Here is a 20,678-nt window from a genome sequence, read left to right on the forward strand (position 1 = left end):
TATATGTTTTCAGATCGGACAAAAGACATCTTAAGCAATAAAGTGTGGCTCGTAACTGGAGCTAGTGGATACGTAGGTTCAGAATTATGTAAAAAAATCAAAGCAGATTATCCTCATATTTATTTGATAGCAACGGATATAAAAGCTCCTAATCATCATTGGTATGATGAGTTTATTACTAGCTCTTTAGAAATTCCTGATAACGAGGTGGTTCAGAAAATTTTAACAAGCCAGATTGATCTGGTAATCCATCTGGCAGGTGTTGCAGTTGAAGGATGGTGTTTTGAGAACCCTTCTGAAACTTGTGAATACAATATCCGTGCAGTCTATATTCTATTAGAAGCTATACGAAAAAGTACTTACTCATGTTCTATGATTTTAAGTACAACAGATAAAGTCTATGGACGGGATGCAACCCAAATAAAACCCTATCTTGAAGATGAACCTTTGGTGGCGAAAAACATATATGAAACCTCTAAAATCTGTGCAGATTTGATAGCGCAATCATATTATCTGACTTATAAAATACCATTAGCAATCGTGCGTTTTGCTAACATCTACGGGGGTCTAGACAAAAATAGTTCACGTCTGGTACCACGGACTATACAAAGATTACAAAATGGTCTTACTCCTGAATTACGTTTGACAAAGGGCGGTCAGGAATATACGCGAGATTTTATTCATATCTCTGATGTTGTTGAAGGTATTATTGTGGTAGCTAAAGCCTTATTAGAGCAGAAGCCAAATATTATTGGTGAAATCTTTAATATTAGCAGTGGTAAAGAATATAGGGTAAGAGATGTCCTAGAGAGTATCATTAGTGTCTTCAACCCAGGTGAAAAATATGTCGAGGTTGAAGAAGGAGTAAAATATTTAGAGATTGTCAATCAGTGCGCTAGTAATAACAAGATGAAACAGCTATTAGGATGGGAACCAAAAATCTCCTTAATAGATGGGTTGCTAATGATTAGAAATGAGTATGGGGATCAACTTTAGGCGGGACACAATTAGATAGCCTGGGTACTTTACCCCTATTTCCAGATATGGGAATCAATTTACATTGGTATTTGAATGACAAATTCTGTACCCTTTCCTGGAGCCGAAATACAGTTTAACTGACCTCCATGTTGTTCTACTACAATCGAATAGCTAATTGACAATCCTAAACCTGTGCCACTGCCTACAGGTTTCGTAGTAAAAAATGGTTCAAATATCTTATTTCGTACTGATTCACTCATTCCCATCCCGTTGTCGATAATCTGGATTGAAACATATTTTTTTTCTTGTATTTGAGTACGAATTGTAATAGCTGGTTTCTGATTTACATCTAATTCTTTTAGGGCATCAATGGCATTACTGAGAATATTCATGAAAACCTGATTTAAAGCGGATGGATAACAATTAACTAAAGGTATTTGGCTGTATTCTTTAATGAGTGAAATTTCTGTGTTTTTGCTCCTATTTTTGAGCCGATGCTGTAAAATTAACAGCGTGCTATCAATGCCTTCGTGAATATATACTGGTTTTATTTTGGCTTCATCTAAACGGGAAAAATTACGCAGTGATAAAACAATTTCGCAGATGCGGTCTGCTCCTATTTGCATCGATTTAAGCAGACTTTGCAAATCATTCACCAAAAAATCTAGTTCCACCTCAGCAATTTTTTGTTCAATTTCTTGTATTGGTTGCGGGTAGTTTTTCTGGTATAAATGATTTAATTCAATTAAGGATGTAACGTATTCACTCGCTGGTTGGATGTTGGCATAGATGAAATTAATCGGATTATTAATTTCGTGGGCAATACCAGCAACTAATTGTCCCAAACCGGACATTTTTTCCGCTTGAATTAGTTGAGCTTGAGTGTGTTGCAATTCCTGTAAAGTTGATTCTAGCTGCGTTGCTTTTTGTGTTAGCTCTTGGGTGCGTTTGGAGACTTTTTGCTCCAAACTATGAGAATATTCCTCTAATTGGCAATACAACTTGGCATTTTCCAAGGAAATAGCTGCTTGGGCGGTGAGCAGTTGAATCACTTGCAGGCGATCGCTCGTAAATGCTCCTGTAGTGAGATTATTTTCTAAGTACAGGATGCCAATTAATTTTCCTTGATGGTTAATGGGAGTACATAACACGGATTTGGGTTGGTGGGTGGTAATATAGCGATCGCCTGCAAATTGGGCTGAATCGCTCAAGTTTTCAAACACAGTCGTCTCTTGTGTCCGCGCTACCGCATAAATAACACTTTGGGGAATTTCCTGACATTGTTCGAGGAGGATTTTTAACCTGTGTGTTTGCTCTGAATTGGCTTGAGCAACTACTAACCATTGTTCGTCTTGGCGGAGAATTAAACAACCGATTTGCGCTCCCGCCGAAATGATCGCCATCTGTATCAAGGTTGCTAACAGTTTTTCTAACTCAATTTCTTGTGAGATAACTTGTGCTGCTTTAATTACCGCCGGAACATCTAACCATAAATTCTGGCTGCTATTGACGTTAGTGAAACTCCTGATCAAGGTTGGGGCGATGGTTCCCTCATAGGTGATGGGAAGGGAAGAGGATCGAAGAATCCCCGCTAGTAGTTGGGGGTATTGTTGTTCTAAATGGGTAATTTTGGCTTTTGCACCCCAGCGAGCGTAGCAGTAGTAAGCTTCCTGCATATAGCTGGCGGCAACTTTCTGTTTACCCCAATCTAGGTAAAATTTAGCCGCAAGTTCATTGGCTAAGGCTTCTTCTTGGATATAGCCGTTTTCCTTGGCGAGAGCGATCGCGCGATCATAGTATTCGATGGCTTCGCTTTTCTCTCCCAAAACTCGACAAATTTCAGCTTTGACTAGATAAAATTTGTGGAGGATATTCATTGGGGCATGATTAGCCCAGGTTTGTAATTGACTTTGATTTTTCCTGACTAGATCAAGATATTCTGAGCGTTCCTCTGGTTCTAATGTTTCGGCAAGCCCCAATAGTGCCAGCGATAGATAGAAATTATGCACCGTAGGATAGATTTTGCCAACAACAAAGTCAAGGTAAGTGCTAGCCTTATTTGCATTTTCAATGGCTTTTGCATAGTCACCCTTGAAGTAATTTAGTTGGCACTTAGCAAAGTAAGCACTAAACAAAGGTATATTATATTGCTTCTTTTTCAAACTATGGAAAGTATCTGCCTCATTGAGATTTTTAAGGGTAATCTGTACATCTCCAATGTAGGAATTTTTCAGGTTGATTCCTATCTGCTGCCAGATCGCAAGATCGTCATGTATATACTCAATCTTGCGACTTAATGCCAGATATTTTTCGTATCTTGCATTAGCATCATCAAGAAATGCACCTGTTAGAAAATAATAATGGCAGTAATCTTTTAAGCTGTACATAGCATATTCTATATCCCCTGTGTCTAAACCGCTTTGAATGGACTCTAGCAAGCCATCAATCGTTGCAGAAATAGGTTCTTTCCAGGGACATATCATCGAATAGAAGAGAGCATATACCTTGCTTTTCAAGAAAAGAGCATCATATTTTTCAAGAATTTTGAGCGAAAGTTGACCAAATTGATAACCCAATTCAATATCGCCCATAAACCCACAGAGTAAGACACCATAAAAAGCATAGGTGAACGCAGCAATTGGTGAATTGCCATGCTGAGTGCATAATTTGAGCATGGTTAGGGTTACTGGCAACATGAGTCCGGGCTGGGCAACATACGCAGCACCAATAACCGACATGAGAATTTCCATTGCTTTGAGCTTTTCGGGATGACTCATCTCTGGGAGGTTTAGTAGTTGCTCAAAATCAACGCTGCTAGGAGGTTCTGATTCCAATGGAATCCCTAATAAGTTCAGAGCCACCAAAGCAGTTTCGATAGAGGTTTGGGGTTGTCCAGAGGCAGTATTTATTCGCATTTTTAGCTCATAAGCTGCACATTTATCGAGTAAAATATCCGTTTGTTCGAGAACTGTTTCGATTAAACTAGATGCCAACTCAAAATGACCTGTAAGGGTTTCAACTTCTGCTCTTTCCAGAAACAATTTTAGGGATAGCTGATACTGCTTTTCCCAATGGTCTGTTGCTAATAAATCAATACCAGCAACAAAGTAGTTAGAAGCAGCTTCATAAGCAGTAGAAATTCTGGCTTTATTTCCTGCCGCCAAGTTTAACTGGGCAAGTTCTTCACGTTTCGAGGGGCTAACAATTAATGAACTGCCGATGTTCAGGTGATGAACAATTTCAAAAAGCTGATTTTCCCTATCGACCTCTGAGAGATTCTCTAGGAGTAAGTTGCCAATACGATAATGAGTAGATTGCTTCTGATTTTGAGGAATCAAAGAATAAGTAGCTTGTTGGACGCGATCGTGCAAGAATTTATACTTAGCTGTCTGGCGATCGCTAATTTGACTGTATTCATAACTATCTTGATAAAACTTATAAACCTCACTTTGGGGTAAAATCAAATCTGACTGCAAAGCAGCCCATAAATCAGTAGCCGTTTCTACCTCAGATAATTCGCAAACAATCGCCAATGTTTGTAAATCAAATTGATTGCCAATACACGCAGCTAACTTTAAAACCTCTTGTGTTGACTTTGGCAGTTTTTGTAACTGCAATGCCATAAATTCAACCACATCCGAAGTGAACACTCGCTGAATCACTGCTGCAATATCACATTGCCAACAGCCTAAATCAAAGTCAAATTTAATTAGTCCATCTTGATGCAATGCTTTGAGAAATTGTGTAGCAAAAAAAGGATTACCTTGAGTTTTATGATCTACCAATTGAGAAAGAGGTAATGCCAAAGTTTCTGTACACTTAAGTGTCTCAGCAACTAATTCATTCACCTTACCTTGATTCAATGGAGCTAAAGTAATAGTATTAATAGTTGCCGCCGTTTTTTGAATTTCACTCAAAGTCAACATTAACGGATGGGCTGGATTGACTTCGTTATCACGGTATGCACCAATTAAGAAAAGATATGCTGTATCAGCCATTAATAGCTGAATTAATTTCAGGGATGCCGAATCAGCCCATTGCAAATCATCTAAAAACATCACTAATGGATGTTCTTTACTAGTCAAGACTTGGGTGAATTTCTGGAATAATAAATTAAATCTATTTTGTGCCGCAGTTCCTGATAATTCCTGTGCTGGTGCTTGAGTACCAATAATTATTTCTAATTCGGGAATAACTTCAACAATTATCTGTCCGTTCTCACCTACAGCCTCTAATATTTTGGTTTTCCATTGTTGGATTTTGGCATCACTTTCTGTTAACAATTGCCCCATTAAATCTCGGAATGCTTGCACAAATGCAGAAAAGGGAATATTTCTATTAAATTGGTCAAATTTTCCTTTGATAAAATAACCACGTTGTCTAACAATGGGTTTATGAACTTCGTTAACAACTGCTGTTTTGCCAATACCCGAAAAACCAGCTACCAACATCATTTCGGTTGTCCCCGTACTGATGCGCTCGAATGCTTGGAACAGGTTTTCTACTTCGGTTTCTCGTCCATAAAGTTTATCAGGGATAATAAAGCTGTCACAAATATCCCGCTTACCAATCTCAAAGGTTTCAACTTTACCACTTTCTTTGATCTGATACAAACATTTTTCTAAATCATGCTTTAAACCTAAAGCACTTTGATATCTATCTTCGGCATTTTTTGCCATCAATTTGATGACGATATCAGAAATAACTTGGGGAATTTCTTTACTGTCAACTAATACTGGTACTTGTTTCGCAATATGACAATGCACCAATTCCATCGGTTCATTTGACTCAAAGGGCAACTTTCCTGTGAGCAATTCGTAAAAAGTTACACCCAAAGAATAAAAGTCAGTCCGGTAATCAATTCCCCGATTCATCCTTCCTGTTTGTTCTGGAGAAATATAAGCAAGTGTACCTTCTAATACATTAGGGCTGATGAGCGTTTGGATTTCTCGTGGTAACAAAGAGGCAATACTAAAGTCAATTAGCTTTACTTGTTTGGTTTCGGGGTTAATTAAAATATTGCTGGGTTTAATATCTTTATGAATAATTCTCTGACGGTAAAGAATATCTAAGATGTCACATAGAGATATGGCTATTTGTAAAAATTCATCTAGAGACGCGACATTATTATTGTCGGCGAAATAATCCTTGAGGGAAATTCCCCCAAAGTCTTCCATCACCAATATATAAGCATTCTGGTACGGTTCTAGGCTATAGGTGTGGATGATTCCTCTTAAGTTGAGATTTTTGGCAATGGTGTATTGATTGCGAAATTGTACGAGTTCGCTAAAGCTGGGATAAGGATTTTTCAGCAGCTTGATGACTACTCTTAAGGAGTCGGTTTCTTGATACCCTCGATAAACAAGGGTTCTGGAACCATTGTAGAGTTCTTCAGTTATGTAATATCCGGGAATACTAATTAGATTGCTAACCATGCTGCTAAATCCTGACGATTTCTGGATTTAGTATTCCCATATAGGACTATACGACTCCTATTTGATTTTTGAACAACTAATTTGTCTCGGAAATGAGTGCCTTTGTTCAAACTAACTATCTCAAACCCTCATAACTGCGTTTTCGCAAAGATATCAAAGTTTTGTCTCAAAGCTTTGATATCTTTGGCTTTGGAGTTTTCGGACAAGTCTACTGTTCTGGAGGCAACCCTTTAATAATTACCAGACACTGTTCCTTAAGCTTGATTCCACGGTATATGACTGCTTTTACCCCTGCTTTTAACAAAGTGACATTTTAAATCCGGGTAATGCAATCATCATGCCAAAATACTCCAGCCGTGTTTCTTCAGGGATAATCCGAGCTTACTCGTATTTTAGATACATTTCTTTGAGCAGATGAAATTTAGATAATATCAGATTCGGATTATCACTTCTGCTGACTCACAAACCAAAAATAAGCTAAAATTCAAGCAGAGTAAGCATTTCCCGCTCATAAATCCCTCATGCTTGATAACCTGCAAACCCAAATTTACCAACTAGAACAATTTGCCAACAGCCTCGTTCATAACCAACTGACACACCTTAGCGTGGTAAGCGTTGGGATCATCTTTGCCGCTGGCTTGCTCACCAGTCTTACACCCTGTATGCTTTCCATGCTGCCAATTACCATTGGTTATATTGGCGGTTATGAAGCTAAAAATCGCCTCCAAGCAGCTGCCCAATCAACTTGGTTTGCTTTAGGATTAGCAACTACATTAGCAGGGCTAGGAATTATAGCAGGTTTATTAGGAAAAGTCTATGGTCAAGTGGGAATTGGTTTGCCGATTATTGTCAGCATTATCGCCATTCTCATGGGGCTGAACTTACTAGAAGCATTACCTCTGCAATTTCCATCCTTGGGCGAAACCAATTGGATTTCGCCAGATTTACCAGCAGGATTGCGTTCTTATTTGCTGGGGCTGACTTTCGGCTTAGTCGCATCCCCTTGTAGCACGCCTGTTTTAGCTAGCTTGCTGAGTTGGATTGCCAGTACACAAGATTTAATTTTAGGCGCTATTTTGCTACTTTCTTACACAGCCGGTTATGTAGCACCCTTGATTTTGGCGGGGACTTTTACAGCTTCAATTAAAAAGTTACTAGAATTGCGTCGCTGGTCTGGTTGGATTAACCCAGTTAGCGGGGCGCTGTTGGTAGGATTCGGTGTATTTTCCTTAATTTCTCGGATTCCCCTCGGCAATTTTTAAGATCAATACTTTGTTAGCTTTTACACCTAATGACAATAGATGATTCAGCGTCCAAAGAATTAAAATTGTGGTCAGTAGCTGGAAAGTTCTTACGGCAGGAGCTTTTGCCCGTACTGACTAACTTACGATTAGCGATCGCACTCCTGCTATTGATTGCAATCTTTAGCTCCACTGGTACTGTAATTGAGCAAGGCCAGTCACCTGCATTTTACCAAAGCAATTACCCAGAACATCCCGCTTTATTTGGTTTCCTAACTTGGAAGGTAATTCAGGTAGTTGGGTTAGACCATGTATATCGTACCTGGTGGTTTCTGGCATTACTCATCTTATTTGGCACGAGTTTAACTGCTTGTTCATTTACCCGTCAGTTACCAGCCTTAAAAGCTGCCCAGCGCTGGAAATATTACGAAGAACCACGACAATTTCAAAAATTAGCTTTAAGTGCCGAACTAGATAATGGTTCCCTAAATTCTCTCAGCGAAATATTACAGAAACGCCGCTATAAAATTTTTCCAGATCCAGAAAAAGAAAATCTCCTCTACGCCCGCAAGGGAATAGTCGGACGCATCGGCCCAATTATCGTTCATATTGGCATCGTAGCTATTCTGCTAGGGGGAATTTGGGGAGCGATGACTGGGTTTCTGGCACAAGAAATGGTTGCTAGTGGCGATACATTTCAAGTGACAAATATTGTAGATGCTGGGCCAATAGCTGCCCAAGTCTCAAAAGATTGGTCTGTGCGAGTAAATCGTTTTTGGATTGACTACACTCCATCTGGCGGCATCGATCAATTTTATTCCGATATGTCTGTCTTAAATAAGCAGGGAGAGGAAATCGATCGCAAGAAGATTTTTGTCAACGAGCCTCTGCGCTATCATGGCATAACTTTCTACCAAACTGATTGGGGAATCGCAGGTGTTCGCGTCCAATTTAACAACAGCCCGATTTTTCAGCTACCGATGGCGCTATTGAACACCAAGGGACAAGGGCGGATTTGGGGAACATGGGTTCCGACTAAACCAGATTTGAGTGAGGGTGTCTCTTTATTAGCTAAAGACTTGCAAGGGATGGTATTAATTTACGATCCTACTGGCAAACTCGTTGATACTGTCCGCGCCGGAATGTCAACCGAAGTCAATGGTGTGAAGCTGAAAATTTTGGATGTCATTGGTAGCACTGGCTTACAAATTAAAGCCGATCCAGGCATACCAATTGTTTACACAGGGTTTGGCTTACTCATGCTGGGTGTGGTGATGAGTTACTTTTCTCATTCGCAAATATGGGCATTGCAAAAAGGCGATCGCTTGTATGTGGGTGGCAAAACTAATCGCGCCCAAGTTGCTTTTGAACAAGAGGTTTTAGAGATTTTAGATTGGCTGAGTTCACAACCAAAAGTTGAGGAGAAAGAGGCGGCGATTGAAGTTTAAATGTATTGCTTCCCCTTCCCGCAGGGTAGGGGCACATACACGATCCCTTTGCGTACCTATGGATTTCAAAGTTATTTTCCTCGTTTTACAAATGATTATGCCCACACGGGTACAGATTGGAAAATTATTAAACATTGGAACTAAAGATTTATATATCTGCTCAACTTCAATCTAAACGACGGGTTTGCCTTCTACCTGCGATCGCGATCTTGTTGAGTATTGCTTCTTGCACTGCTGGTAATAAAAGCATCAAGCATGTTTCCCTGGTTGGTGCTGGAGCAAGTTTTCCTGCACCTTTGTACGAACGCTGGCTTGCAGATTACAACCAGCAAAATCCTAATGTGCAAATTAACTATCAAGCTATAGGAAGCAGCGCTGGAGTGCAACAACTCATTGAAGGGACTGTGGACTTTGCAGCTAGTGATGTGGGAATTACAAATGAACAAGCAGCTAAGATAAAAAAGGGAGTAATTGCTTTACCTATGACTGCTGGTTCCATAGTACTGGCTTACAACCTCGCGCCCACTCGCCAGTCACCTCAAGCCAATCTACCAAATGGTTTAAACCTATCACGCCAAGTTTACGTAGATATCTTTCTCGGAAAAATTACGAATTGGAATAATCCAAGAATAGCTGTAGCTAATCCAGGGGTAAATTTGCCCAATCTACCGATTCAGGTTGTACACCGTACTGATGGTAGTGGGACTACAAGTGTATTGACGCAACATCTTAGTACTATAAGTCTAGAATGGAAAAGCCAGGTTGCAGCCGGTAAAGCTGTAGCATGGCCAGTGGGAATTGGTGGAAAGGGTAACGAAGGTGTTACCGCCTTAATTCAACAGATACCAGGAGCTATTGGCTATGTAGAATACGTTTACGCCAAACAAAATAAACTCCCTATGGCTGCTTTGGAAAATAAATTTGGTAATTATATTACGCCGACACCAGAATCTGTAGCTCAAACCTTGGAGTCAGTGAAATTACCCGCCGATAACTTGATTGCTTTTATCAACGATCCTACAGGTTCCCAGTCTTATCCCATCGTCACTTACAGCTGGCTTTTGACTTATCAGCAGTATCCAAACCGAGTCAAAGGTAAAGCGCTAAAAAAATTTATTGATTGGGCTTTGATTGAGGGGCAAAAATCCAGTTTGGAACTCGGATATATTCCTTTGTCTAAAAAAGTTGTGCTTCAAGTGCAATCTGCTGCAAATAAAATTGCAGAATAACTAAGTCAGGGCTTTAATGCTGTTTACGTTTCTTAACGTAATTTGGCTTATTTCTACCAACTTACTTAGTTTTTAGTTTAGAGGTTGTTTGAAAAGTGTTTCGCTGTGACTTTAGGCACTTTAGATCCCCCCTAACCCCCCTTAAAAAGGGGGAAGAATCAAAGTCCCCCAATTTATCGGGGGATTTAGGGGGATCTAAAACTTTTGATACCGACAAGAGGACTTTTCAAACATCCTCTTAGAGTAAGCGATCGCGTTATTTGAGATTGACACTCTCAGTCCCTTTAGGACTGAGATATAGATACAGGATGAGAAATTGAACCCTGCAATTTATCTATGAATCATCAACACATTATATTTGTCTGCACAATCTGTGGAAGTAGCCATCAGACAAAACAGGATGTTGCGAAAAGCGACGGTGAACGGCTGCTAGAGAAATTACAAACCCTATATCATGACTGGGTATTGCAAGATGAGTTCTCGATTCAACCCGTTGAATGTATGGGTGTTTGCGAGCAGGTTTGTGCAATTGCTTTCGTCTCTCCTAACAAACACACCTACTTATTCGGCGATCTGCCTGCTGATGCTGAACGTGTAGAGGAGACAGCAACTGCCATACTTGACTGTGCTAGTCAATATCACGCCAAGCCAGATGGTTTGCTCGCCTACGCCAAGCGCCCGGAACTGCTCAGAGCCGGAGCGATCGCCCGGATTCCACCTCTGCCGCCGGGTCATTAGCTACGGACTTTGGTGAGAATTTTTTGGGAATAAAACGAAGCTGATTCTTCGTTTTTGGCGCAATCTTGGGCAAATTTAATCAAATGATGTCCCACAAGTCCAACGTGAATCAAGTTTTCAATATTACCTGCTTTTAGTGCTGGCTTTGCCATTTTCCAGAAAGTTTGACGATAGTTACTAAATATGCCTACCCGCAGCAAAATATTACTTAAATAAGTTAAACCTTTGCGAATATTAGCCGCAGAAGCGCGAGACGGGCTGTTAGGAATTTTGATGCGGTTTGGATAGGTGTGTTCCATGTTGTAGGCGAACCGCTCATATAAAAATTCCGGCTCATAAGCAGTTGTGATACAACGCCGCCACATCTCAATAACTTGCTCGTAGGGCATCAAAAACTCAACATTTGATTCGCGGTTTTCATCAAAGAGAAGTCGTCCTTCTGCTTCTAACCGCCGCCATAAAGGAGTTCTCGGTAGTGCATGAAGTAGGTTAATTGTCAACATCGGAATTTGCGATGCTCGAATAAATTCGATAATTCGGTCTGCTGTTTGTGGTGTATCTGTATCTAACCCGATGATGATTCCTGATACTACTTCCATACCATAGCTATTCAAAACCTGAATTGCTTTTAAGATGGGCATACTCAGATTTTGGTCTTTGGAAATGGCATGGAGAGCATTTGGTTCAGGTGTTTCGATGCCGCAAAAGATTGTGCAAAAATAAGCTTCGCGCATCATCTCTAGCAGTTTGGGACTTTGAGCTAGGTTGAGCGTTGCTTCACAGGCAAACTGGATGGGGTAGCCATTGCGTTTTTGCCAGTCAATCAGATGAGGTAGTAACTTCATCGCGGCGCGGCGATCGCCAACAAAGTTATCATCGACAAAATACACTGCCCCCAAATTGCCAGATTGTCGCATTGCGTCTAACTCGGCGACTACTTGCTCTGGTGTTTTCATCCTGGGACTGTTGCCATAGAGTTCGGGAATATCACAAAACTCGCAGTGATAAGGGCAACCACTGGAAAACTGGACATTTGCCAGAAAATAATCATTGATATTCAGCAAATGATAAGCTGGGGTGGGAAACTCCGTTAGGGGCAAACGTTCCTTAGTTTCAAAGCGGATTTGCGCTTGGGGACGTTCCAGATTTTGGTCTAGATACTCGATCAGGCGATCGCTTCCATCTCCCAATTCACCCAAATTTAAAATGTCAAACTCAGGATAATATTCTGGACACCCAGATACTGAAGGACCACCAACAACTGTGATTTTGCCGACTCGATGGGCGAGTTCGTTAATTTGATTAATCTGTGGTTTTTGGATATGCATTCCACTGACAATCACCACATCAGCCCATTGATAATCACCCCTCGTTGCTGATTTGACATTCTCATCAATAAACCGCACTTCCCATTCTTGAGGTAAGTAGGCAGCCACAATTAAAATACCTTGGGGTGGCATAAAAGCCCGAACTTTACCCATAAGTGGGTAAGCGTGATGAAAAGTCCCAAAGGAGCGGCTGTACTTGGGAAAAATACACAGAATGCGTCGATGGTTTGAGGGAACGTAGCTGGTTCTCTTAGCGATCGGAGCGGTTTTTGAATCGGCCGCTATATAAGTTGGGTTCTCTAAAGACTTCAGATTTACAGTCATCGCAAATTTCACCCCAGAAGACTGAACAGCTAATTTGACAATCTATTGACGTAATCAGCTGTCATCCAAACTAGCTTACCGCGATCTTTCAGAAGTTTTTAACTGTTAAGATATAAAATTTCTCCTAGAAGGGCGAACTGAATTAGTTTGCAAGCCACTGTCATGAATTTGATTTACTTTCTTTTGCGTTCTTCATGGGGAATGGTAGCGATCGCGATCGCTACCGGATTCCTGAGTGGCGGTAGTAGTGCTGGCTTAATTGCCTTAATTAGCCATACAGCAAGTAGCAGTTCCGCTTCCCGCTTCACATCCATCGCTTGGGGTTTTGTGGGGCTGGCGATCATTGCACTGATTACCAGTATCATTTCTCAAGTGATGCTGATTCGTCTTTCTCAGAATGCCGTTTTGCAATTACGGATGCGTTTGAGTCGCCAGATTCTCGCTTCTGAATTGAGTCATCTGGAACGCTTAGGGAATCCTCGATTATTGGCAACTCTCACAGAAGACATTCAAGCGGTTGCTAATGCTGTTTATCAGATGCCTTTCATTTTTATTAATTTAGCGATCGTCCTGGGCTGCATAGCGTACATAACTTGGCTGTCTTGGTTAGTACTGGTAATGGTGTGTGGGATTTCAGTAGTGGCGATCGCTAGTTGTCAGTGGCTACTCAACAGAGGCGGGAAATTGCTGGCCTTAGCTCGTGAAGATGAGGATCATCTGTTTAAACATTTTCGCACTATTACCGAAGGAGTCAAGGAACTTAAACTAAATTACAGGCGACGTGAGGACTTTTTAGCAGAAAAACTGCAATCAACTGCTAACGAGTTTCGTCATCACAATGTTAACGGTCTGACCCTTTTTGCCATAACTTCAAGCTGGGGTCAACTCATATTCTTTTTTGCCCTCGGTTTTGTCCTATTCGTTTTGCCGAATCTGCTTACCATCAATTCTGAAACTCTTTCTGGTTACATTTTAACTTTCACTTATTTGGTGTTACCAATGGATAACATCATCAGCAAACTTCCCCTATTAAGCAAAGCCAGTATTGCCTTGCAAAAAATCGAGTCATTGGGTTTATCTCTAGCTAGTCGAACTGAAATATCAACTGTTCCACCTGCTCTGAAAGATGATTGGCACAGCTTAAAATTTAAAAGTGTTACCCATACTTACTACACAGTTCAAGAAGACAATAGCTTTACCTTTGGCCCCATCGATTTGACACTCTCTCCTCAAGAATTAGTCTTTATTGTCGGGGGAAATGGTAGCGGTAAATCTACATTAGCTAAACTAATTACCGGACTCTATATCCCTGAAAATGGTGAGATTTGGTTTGATAATGAGTTAATTAGCGAACAGAACCGAGAATGGTATCGGCAGCATTTTTCTGTAGTATTTTCCGACTTTTATTTATTTGAAGAACTTTTGGGATTAAAAAATGGTGACTTGGATATTCAAGCCAAAAAATATTTAAAACAACTGCAACTAGACCATAAAGTGAAAGTTGAAAATGGGCAACTTTCCACCACAGCACTTTCTCAAGGACAACGGAAACGGCTAGCTTTGCTTACAGCCTATTTGGAAGATCGACCAATTTATCTATTTGATGAGTGGGCAGCCGATCAAGATCCAGTATTCAAAGAAATATTTTACACTCAGATACTACCCGAACTGCGATCGCGGGGCAAAACAGTACTAGTGATTAGCCACGACGACCGCTATTTTCATTTAGCCAACCGAATTATTAAACTTGACTATGGAAAAATCGAGTCAGACAAAACTTAATCCCAGAGTATTGGAGTAAAATCACAAATCTTTTCCTACTCCTATTCTCTGGCAATGACTATATCGTTGGACTTAATAACGGCATAAGCCTCTTTCCCCTCAGACAAATCTAACTCTTCTACCGATACTCTGGTGATAATCGAAGTTAACTCAACTCTGTGAATAATCTCCAGTGTCACCTCACTATTAACTGCTCCTGTCACAACTCGTTTAATAACACCCTTCAGAATATTGCGGGAGCTAACTTTGAGTGATTTCTTTTGAGTACTAATTTCTATCTCAGGGTTTTGAGTGTAGAGATGTTCCTCAGTTGGTAGGGAATTGGATGGTGAAGAGTGTTGATTAAGACCGCGTACCAATTCCCGCAGAATTTCGGTCTTGGTTCGCTGAGACTGGCCGCAAAACTCTTCTAAAATCTTTCGTTCCTCTTCTGAGGTTTGGAATGTGACCCAGCCTTGTTCTTTTTTAGGCATAATTTTACCGATATAGTTGGGAAAATCTTGGTATTATTGGTACGATTCTACCTAGCATCAATTTTAGAAAAAAACCTCTCAAGCACCTTATTCTATGAAAAGAAGACAAATTCTTGGTTTCCTGGGTGTAGCAGTTGCTGGCTTATTCTTGGCAATCGGTTTACCGTTAGTTACTCCTTCTCCTGTAATAGCACAGTCAAACACCACTATCCTCGTGTCCGCAGCCGCCAGCTTAAAAGAGGCACTGGAAGAAATTAAGCCTTTGTACCAACAAAGTAAATCAGATGTCAACATTAATTATAATTTTGGGGCTTCTGGTGCTTTGCAGCAACAGATTGAACAAGGTGCGCCAGCCGACATCTTTATTTCTGCCGGCAAAAAACAAGTGGATGCCTTAGAACAAAAAGGACTTTTGGTACCAGGTAGCCGGACTAACCTGGCAAATAACCGTTTAGTCTTGATTGTGGCTCAGGATGTTGTTGGCATTAATAGCTTCTACAATTTAACAGATAGTAAGATTAAAAAAATTGCGATCGGTGAACCCAGAAGTGTACCCGCCGGTCAATATGGGGAGCAAGTCTTAAGAAAATTGAAACTTTACGATCGGGTAAAGTCCAAATTGGTTTTTGCTAACAATGTGCGTCAAGTTTTAGCAGCAGTAGAAAGTGGTAACGCTGAAGCTGGTTTAGTTTACGCCACTGATGCCAAAATCTCCAATAAGGTAAAAGTTGTAGTCGCTGCTGACGATAAGTTTCACTCACCAATTGTCTATCCAATGGCAGTAATTAAAAGTAGTAAAAAAATTCCCGCAGCCAAAGAGTTTATCCAGTTTTTATCTGACAGTCAAGCGAAGGATGTACTCAAAAAATATGGGTTTATTATACGTTGAAGAACAAGGGGCTTAAGCCCCTTATCTTAATTGAGGTCTAAGGGACTTCCAGAAAATAAACTATCCAATTTATTCAGATTATATTTTTCTTACTCCCCCTGCCCCCTACTTACACAGCGATTGGTTATTTTTTTTGGAAGTCCTAAGAAGCCGTGGATTGCAACTTTTCTAATCGTGCCAGCACTTCTGAACTGTGAATGTTTGGGTTGACTTTGACAAAAGTCTCGCGCAAGATGCCTTGAGGATCGATGATAAAACTATGGCGGCTCGATAAGAAACCGAGCCACGAACCATAAGCTTTGCTCACTGAACCATCGGTGTCAGCCAATAGTGGGAATTTTAGTCCCTCTGAATCACAAAATTTGGCGTGAGAATCTATGTCATCAGCACTTACGCCAATAATTTGGGTATTTTTATCAAGGTATTGAGGTAAGTCTTGCTGAAAACGACGAGCTTCTATGGTGCAACCAGAGGTGAAGTCTTTAGGGTAAAAGTAGAGGACTAGCCACTTACCGCGCAAGTCAGAGAGGGAAATTTTGCCATCACCTGTGTTAGTTGGCAAAGTAAACTCTGGTGCGGGTTGATTAATTGTAGGAAGTTTACCACCAAGAGCATCAGCAACAGGGGTAAAGTTCAGCCAGCTGATGACAGAAATACAGCTGGCAAATAATATGTTTAAAAAAGTGCGGCGGGAAATCATGGTGTAAACCAGAATCACAACTTTACACAAGTTTACAATTCTTGGTTGCAGCAAATCTCACTTAGAGTCAGATTTGGGAGGGTTATCTGTGCTTTCGATGTATTGGCTATCTAGCAGAAAGGCTCCCCTGGTGAACCGAATACCCCAATATCCACCGGGACGGCGGTCAATCACTATCCCCTCTTCACCAATGCGAATAACATCAGGGGGGCGCAGCATGGGCATAGGTTCAGCTGTTTTGACGTAGGGCGGTAGTGCCACAACCCGCACTTTACTACCAATTGCGAATTCTTGAGACATCTTAATCAAGCTAGGAGGTTCAATAACTCATAACTCATAACTCATAACTATCTTGAAAGTCTAGTAAATGGGGAATTGGGAATTAGGTAGATGTGGTTCAAGAAATCACTTTTAAACCGCAGAGGTACGGAGAGCGCAGAGAGGAAAGCAGAGATTTTAGAAGTTACTTTGAAAAGACTAATCCCTAAAAAGGGGAAAGGGAAAGGGGAAAATTTCATCCCCTTTCCGCATCTTCTGCAAGAAGTCTATTAATTTTTGACTGTGGAAAATAATGACTGGACATCAGTCAAGGGTAAGTGCCACAGTAATTCTGGTTGCCAAGTATCTGGGTCAAGGTGGGAGTTACAACCGCGTTGATATGCTTGCCAGAGTCTGTCCCAGCTAAATTGTTGTTGAGAATTTAGGTTTTTATGGATGACTCGCAACAGTCCTAGCCCCAGCATCAAGTTACTTGTGCTAAATTTTGTTCCTAATAAAAATGCTTGTACTTCTGCTTCACCAATGAAGTCAGCACCGTAGCCTGTAAGGATGTGAATCCCATCATGGAGTTGTTTCCGACGGCTACCAGTGGTAAAAGGTTGTAGATTGTGTTCATTGAGGAAATTCGCCCAAGTTCTGCCAAAAGTGCCAGTAGGGAGAAAACGCAATCTCTCTATTTCCACAATTTGAGGAACATCTCGTCCTTGTGCTATGGCGACGCGATCGATTAAATCTAAAACCTGTTGCAGGCGAGGAGTAGGATTTGGAGAAGCAGCAAAGGGTTGCATCATAATCTATCTTGGGATGAGATGGGCAGCACTGCCCATCCCAGAATTATTATTTTTTGAAAGATTATTATTGAGGATTGCCTTGTTGACGGCGAGAAGGAGCATTTTGACGGAATTGCTCTATTTTCTGGCGCTGTTCGGGGGTTAAGACTGCTTGAATCTGTTGTTTCTCAGACTCCCGAATTTGTCGCATTTGGGTTTTCTGTGCTTCACTCAGATTTAAGTCAGCAAAATTACCTTTTTTGCGACCACGATGCTGACCTGGTTGCCCTTGACCTGTTTGCCCCTGAGCCTTACGCGCTTGCCGTTCAGCCTGATGCGCTTGTTTTGCTGCTTCTAATTTTGCCTTTTGTTCTGGCGTGAAAACTGCCTCCATTTTGGTGCGGCTATCGCGGCGAATTGTCTGAATTTGGCTTTTTTGGGCATCTGTTAGATTTAAGTCTTTCCAAGGGCCCCTTTCTTTTTGTGGAGTTTGTGCCAGTAACAAGGGTGAAGGAGAGGCTGTTTGAGCGTCAACAGCAAAGGAGGTTGCAGTTAAAGTTAGAGCGATCGCTCCAGCGACTAGCGATAATACTTTGAGTTTCATTACTTATCCTGTGGGTTTTTCCTGGTTGGTTGTCACCATCATAAGAACTTATCTTTAGTAGTTACATGAGGAGAAGGTCATGGTTTTACCCATGACTTTAGTCATGATTGAATTTTGACAAATTTGACTGACAATAAATAGTTAGGAGGTGGGAGTTAGGAATTAGAAGTTATAAATGATGAATATTTTTATGATGATTGATTTATAAATCCTTATTTAGCTTATTGCATTATGTTTTTATCCCCTGCATTTACTATTAATTACTCACTTGGCGAAAACTTTAAACTGCTGAAGTAACCGTTAAAAGAGTTAGAATTTATAACTCCAAACTCTTAACTCATTCATTAACTGGAGCAAAATGACTGATGAATAGTCAATTTAAAATTAACAAGCATCCTTTTCCATCTCTACTTTATCTGGAGTGGATACTACTGGCTATCACTGCATTAACAGCAGTGATCCCACCTCCCTTACGGCGATTTCATCCCAAACCTCCAGAGCTATCAATTTGTGGTACATTTCCCGACTTATCAGTTTGCAATCTATTGCCAGAACTGTCAATTTATAGTCTGGTTATTTTTGCATTAATGGGCTTGATATTACCCACAAAGAGCAAGACATCTAAAATAATATACACGGTTGTTGAAATTTCATTAATTTTAACTACTGGATTATTTGGTGAAAGATTCGCTCGTCTTTTTCCTTTTCTTTACATAATTTTAGTTACTCGCAGTTGCCTAATATTTAACTTGCCTGGACGTTTATTTGTTACCTCCCTATCCTTTACGTTATTTCTATTTACGACACAGTTAAAATATCAGCTATTCAATTTACAAGCATCTCCACAAGCACAAGAAAAATTCAGATTTCTTAGCTTGAATTGGTCGCTAGTATTTGGCTTAAGTTTGGTCTTTGTGTTGTTGATGATGAATGCAGTGTTATCTGAACGCCACAGCCGAGAAAAGCTAGCGATCGCTAACGAAAAACTCCGTGAATATGCCATGCGAATTGAAAATCAAGCTACCTTAGAAGAACGTAACCGCATTGCTCGTGAAATTCATGATTCATTAGGACATTCTCTAACTGCTTTAAATTTGCAATTAGAAACAGCTTTAAAACTGTGGCAATCTAACCCAGGTAAGGCTGAAACATTTCTAGCAACAGCAAAAGAATTAGGTTCCAAGGCGCTAAAAGATGTCCGCCAATCTGTTTCTACTATGCGTTACAATCCCTTACAAGAGCAATCTTTAGATAGTGCGATCGCTAGTCTTTCAGAAAATTTTCATCGCTCTAATGGCATTTTACCAATTTGCCAAATCAACCTGGAATATTCTCTACCACCTGAAATCAATACTGCTATTTACCGGATTATTCAAGAATCTTTGACAAATATAACTAAATATGGTTATGCAACCGAGGTTAAACTGGAACTCACGACAACCAGAGGAAATTTGCGATTGATAATTCAGGATAATGGTAGAGGTTTTGATTTAGGGCAAAATACTACTGGTTTTGGACTTCATAGTATGCGCGATCGCACTTTAGCACTTGGAGGTGAGTTTAATATTAATAGCGCTCCTGGTTCTGGTTGCAAAATTACAGTTAATATTCCTTTAATGAGGTTGAGATGATGATTAAAGTATTGTTGGTAGATGACCAAGGTTTAATTCGTCAAGGATTAAGAGCGTTATTAGAATTAGAACCAGATTTAGAGATAGTCGGAGAAGCAGAAAATGGCGAACAGGCAATTAATTTGGTTGCTGAATTCCAGCCAGATGTGGTATTGCTAGATATTAGAATGCCTATTATGGATGGAGTTGCAGCCACGAAGGAGATTCAAAAACGTTTTGCAAAAACTAAAATTTTAGTCTTAACAACTTTTGATGATGATGAATATGTATCAGCAGCATTGCAAAATGGGGCAATGGGTTATTTATTGAAAGATACACCATCAGAAGAATTAGCTGTTGCTATTCGTGCTGTTTATAAAGGATATACTCAATTAGGCCCAGGTATAGTTAAAAAGCTATTAACTCAGTTTTCTAATGGTATAGTAACCCAGTCACCCCCTGTACCATCTAGTTTAACTGAACTTACTCCCAGAGAAAAAGAGGTTTTGCGGTTAATTGCTACAGGCGCTAGTAACCGAGAAATTGCTCAACAACTCTACATTTCTGAGGGTACGGTCAAAAATCATGTTACGAATATTTTAAATCGGTTAAATTTGCGCGATCGCACTCAAGCAGCGATTTGGGCAAATACATATTTATCCTATTTGAAGGAAGCAAGTTAAATAATTCGTAATTTTAATCTTTAATAGGAATCATATTTGATTTTTGAAAAAATATAAGTTAGACGGAACGTCGTAACGCACTATAAGCATTTGGGTGGTGCGTTAGCGTAGCATAACGCACCCTACCCACATTTCAAAAATCAAATACTAGTCCTATATATAAGACT

The 20,678-nt window shown here is 40.4% G+C and carries 16 protein-coding genes; 9 read left to right on the forward strand and 7 right to left on the reverse strand.

Annotated elements, in window-relative coordinates:
• Nucleotides 1–3 precede the first annotated feature (3 nt).
• Nucleotides 4–996 (forward strand): NAD-dependent epimerase/dehydratase family protein, encoded by a 993-nt coding sequence (locus tag CDG77_RS10985; RefSeq protein WP_094329414.1) that lies wholly within the window; start codon nt 4–6, stop codon nt 994–996.
• A gap of 59 nt (nt 997–1,055) precedes the next feature.
• On the opposite strand, the gene CDG77_RS10990 is transcribed toward CDG77_RS10985, so the two are convergent.
• The gene (locus CDG77_RS10990) at nt 1,056–6,413 is read right to left on the reverse strand and encodes a trifunctional serine/threonine-protein kinase/ATP-binding protein/sensor histidine kinase (RefSeq protein ID WP_094329415.1); all 5,358 of its coding nucleotides are present in this window, start codon (nt 6,411–6,413) and stop codon (nt 1,056–1,058) included.
• A gap of 521 nt (nt 6,414–6,934) precedes the next feature.
• Between CDG77_RS10990 and CDG77_RS10995 the strand changes: the two genes are divergently transcribed.
• The 4 genes from CDG77_RS10995 (at nt 6,935) to CDG77_RS11010 (ending at nt 11,069) form a co-directional block, all read left to right on the forward strand.
• Nucleotides 6,935–7,675, forward strand: a complete 741-nt coding sequence (locus tag CDG77_RS10995) for a cytochrome c biogenesis protein CcdA (protein ID WP_094329416.1) — start codon at nt 6,935–6,937, stop codon at nt 7,673–7,675.
• Nucleotides 7,676–7,704: 29 nt separating this feature from the next.
• On the forward strand, nt 7,705–9,102 hold the full coding sequence (locus tag CDG77_RS11000) for a cytochrome c biogenesis protein (RefSeq protein WP_094329417.1): 1,398 nt from the start codon (nt 7,705–7,707) through the stop codon (nt 9,100–9,102).
• A gap of 134 nt (nt 9,103–9,236) precedes the next feature.
• Nucleotides 9,237–10,331, forward strand: a complete 1,095-nt coding sequence (gene pstS / locus CDG77_RS11005) for a phosphate ABC transporter substrate-binding protein PstS (RefSeq protein ID WP_094329418.1) — start codon at nt 9,237–9,239, stop codon at nt 10,329–10,331.
• Between the two features lie 336 nt (nt 10,332–10,667).
• A complete protein-coding gene (locus tag CDG77_RS11010; protein ID WP_094329419.1) occupies nt 10,668–11,069 on the forward strand; it encodes a DUF1636 family protein in 402 nt (133 codons plus the stop codon).
• Here the strand turns inward: CDG77_RS11010 and CDG77_RS11015 are convergent.
• Nucleotides 11,066–12,721, reverse strand: coding sequence for a B12-binding domain-containing radical SAM protein (locus tag CDG77_RS11015; protein ID WP_094329420.1), 1,656 nt, complete (start codon nt 12,719–12,721; stop codon nt 11,066–11,068). The genes CDG77_RS11010 and CDG77_RS11015 overlap by 4 nt on opposite strands.
• Nucleotides 12,722–12,883: 162 nt before the next feature.
• Between CDG77_RS11015 and CDG77_RS11020 the strand changes: the two genes are divergently transcribed.
• The gene (locus CDG77_RS11020) at nt 12,884–14,503 is read left to right on the forward strand and encodes a cyclic peptide export ABC transporter (RefSeq protein WP_094329421.1); all 1,620 of its coding nucleotides are present in this window, start codon (nt 12,884–12,886) and stop codon (nt 14,501–14,503) included.
• Nucleotides 14,504–14,544: 41 nt separating this feature from the next.
• On the opposite strand, the gene CDG77_RS11025 is transcribed toward CDG77_RS11020, so the two are convergent.
• Nucleotides 14,545–14,976 carry a TOBE domain-containing protein gene (locus CDG77_RS11025; RefSeq protein ID WP_094329422.1) on the reverse strand — a complete coding sequence of 144 codons (432 nt, stop codon included), beginning with the start codon at nt 14,974–14,976 and terminating at the stop codon, nt 14,545–14,547.
• 94 nt (nt 14,977–15,070) lie between these two features.
• Here CDG77_RS11025 and modA point away from each other — a divergent pair, with 94 nt between their 5' ends.
• On the forward strand, nt 15,071–15,865 hold the full coding sequence (gene modA, locus CDG77_RS11030) for a molybdate ABC transporter substrate-binding protein (protein ID WP_094329423.1): 795 nt from the start codon (nt 15,071–15,073) through the stop codon (nt 15,863–15,865).
• A gap of 142 nt (nt 15,866–16,007) precedes the next feature.
• On the opposite strand, the gene CDG77_RS11035 is transcribed toward modA, so the two are convergent.
• The 4 genes from CDG77_RS11035 to CDG77_RS11050 form a co-directional block, all read right to left on the reverse strand.
• Nucleotides 16,008–16,565: a peroxiredoxin gene (locus CDG77_RS11035; protein WP_094329424.1), complete on the reverse strand. Its 558-nt coding sequence runs from the start codon at nt 16,563–16,565 to the stop codon at nt 16,008–16,010.
• A gap of 57 nt (nt 16,566–16,622) precedes the next feature.
• Nucleotides 16,623–16,865 carry a regulatory protein SipA gene (gene sipA, locus CDG77_RS11040; protein WP_094329425.1) on the reverse strand — a complete coding sequence of 81 codons (243 nt, stop codon included), beginning with the start codon at nt 16,863–16,865 and terminating at the stop codon, nt 16,623–16,625.
• A 248-nt stretch (nt 16,866–17,113) separates the two neighbouring features.
• Entirely contained in the window at nt 17,114–17,635 is a 522-nt protein-coding gene (locus CDG77_RS11045; RefSeq protein WP_223269782.1) for a Coq4 family protein, read from the reverse strand.
• Nucleotides 17,636–17,699: 64 nt separating this feature from the next.
• Nucleotides 17,700–18,218: a Spy/CpxP family protein refolding chaperone gene (locus CDG77_RS11050; RefSeq protein WP_094329426.1), complete on the reverse strand. Its 519-nt coding sequence runs from the start codon at nt 18,216–18,218 to the stop codon at nt 17,700–17,702.
• A 365-nt stretch (nt 18,219–18,583) separates the two neighbouring features.
• On the opposite strand from CDG77_RS11050, the gene CDG77_RS11055 reads away from it, so the two are divergent.
• Both CDG77_RS11055 and CDG77_RS11060 read left to right on the forward strand, forming a co-directional pair.
• On the forward strand, nt 18,584–19,849 hold the full coding sequence (locus CDG77_RS11055; protein ID WP_094329427.1) for a sensor histidine kinase: 1,266 nt from the start codon (nt 18,584–18,586) through the stop codon (nt 19,847–19,849).
• Nucleotides 19,849–20,511 (forward strand): response regulator, encoded by a 663-nt coding sequence (locus tag CDG77_RS11060; protein WP_094329460.1) that lies wholly within the window; start codon nt 19,849–19,851, stop codon nt 20,509–20,511. The genes CDG77_RS11055 and CDG77_RS11060 overlap by 1 nt, the downstream gene beginning before the upstream one ends.
• The last annotated feature ends 167 nt before the right edge of the window (nt 20,512–20,678 follow it).

This window comes from Nostoc sp. 'Peltigera membranacea cyanobiont' 213, assembly GCF_002245975.1.
Classification (GTDB): domain Bacteria; phylum Cyanobacteriota; class Cyanobacteriia; order Cyanobacteriales; family Nostocaceae; genus Nostoc.

What these genes read in the sequence shown, in the direction of transcription:
- sipA (WP_094329425.1), bottom strand. Translation starts at nt 16,865, where the DNA reads ATGTCTCAAGAATTCGCAATTGGTAGTAAAGTGCGGGTTGTGGCACTA.
- CDG77_RS11025 (WP_094329422.1), bottom strand. Translation starts at nt 14,976, where the DNA reads ATGCCTAAAAAAGAACAAGGCTGGGTCACATTCCAAACCTCAGAAGAG.
- CDG77_RS11045 (WP_223269782.1), bottom strand. Translation starts at nt 17,635, where the DNA reads ATGATGCAACCCTTTGCTGCTTCTCCAAATCCTACTCCTCGCCTGCAA.
- CDG77_RS11050 (WP_094329426.1), bottom strand. Translation starts at nt 18,218, where the DNA reads ATGAAACTCAAAGTATTATCGCTAGTCGCTGGAGCGATCGCTCTAACT.
- CDG77_RS11015 (WP_094329420.1), bottom strand. Translation starts at nt 12,721, where the DNA reads ATGACTGTAAATCTGAAGTCTTTAGAGAACCCAACTTATATAGCGGCC.
- CDG77_RS11060 (WP_094329460.1), top strand. Translation starts at nt 19,849, where the DNA reads ATGATTAAAGTATTGTTGGTAGATGACCAAGGTTTAATTCGTCAAGGA.
- CDG77_RS10990 (WP_094329415.1), bottom strand. Translation starts at nt 6,413, where the DNA reads ATGGTTAGCAATCTAATTAGTATTCCCGGATATTACATAACTGAAGAA.
- CDG77_RS11035 (WP_094329424.1), bottom strand. Translation starts at nt 16,565, where the DNA reads ATGATTTCCCGCCGCACTTTTTTAAACATATTATTTGCCAGCTGTATT.
- CDG77_RS11010 (WP_094329419.1), top strand. Translation starts at nt 10,668, where the DNA reads ATGAATCATCAACACATTATATTTGTCTGCACAATCTGTGGAAGTAGC.
- CDG77_RS11020 (WP_094329421.1), top strand. Translation starts at nt 12,884, where the DNA reads ATGAATTTGATTTACTTTCTTTTGCGTTCTTCATGGGGAATGGTAGCG.
- CDG77_RS10995 (WP_094329416.1), top strand. Translation starts at nt 6,935, where the DNA reads ATGCTTGATAACCTGCAAACCCAAATTTACCAACTAGAACAATTTGCC.
- CDG77_RS11055 (WP_094329427.1), top strand. Translation starts at nt 18,584, where the DNA reads ATGAATAGTCAATTTAAAATTAACAAGCATCCTTTTCCATCTCTACTT.
- CDG77_RS11000 (WP_094329417.1), top strand. Translation starts at nt 7,705, where the DNA reads ATGACAATAGATGATTCAGCGTCCAAAGAATTAAAATTGTGGTCAGTA.
- CDG77_RS10985 (WP_094329414.1), top strand. Translation starts at nt 4, where the DNA reads ATGTTTTCAGATCGGACAAAAGACATCTTAAGCAATAAAGTGTGGCTC.
- modA (WP_094329423.1), top strand. Translation starts at nt 15,071, where the DNA reads ATGAAAAGAAGACAAATTCTTGGTTTCCTGGGTGTAGCAGTTGCTGGC.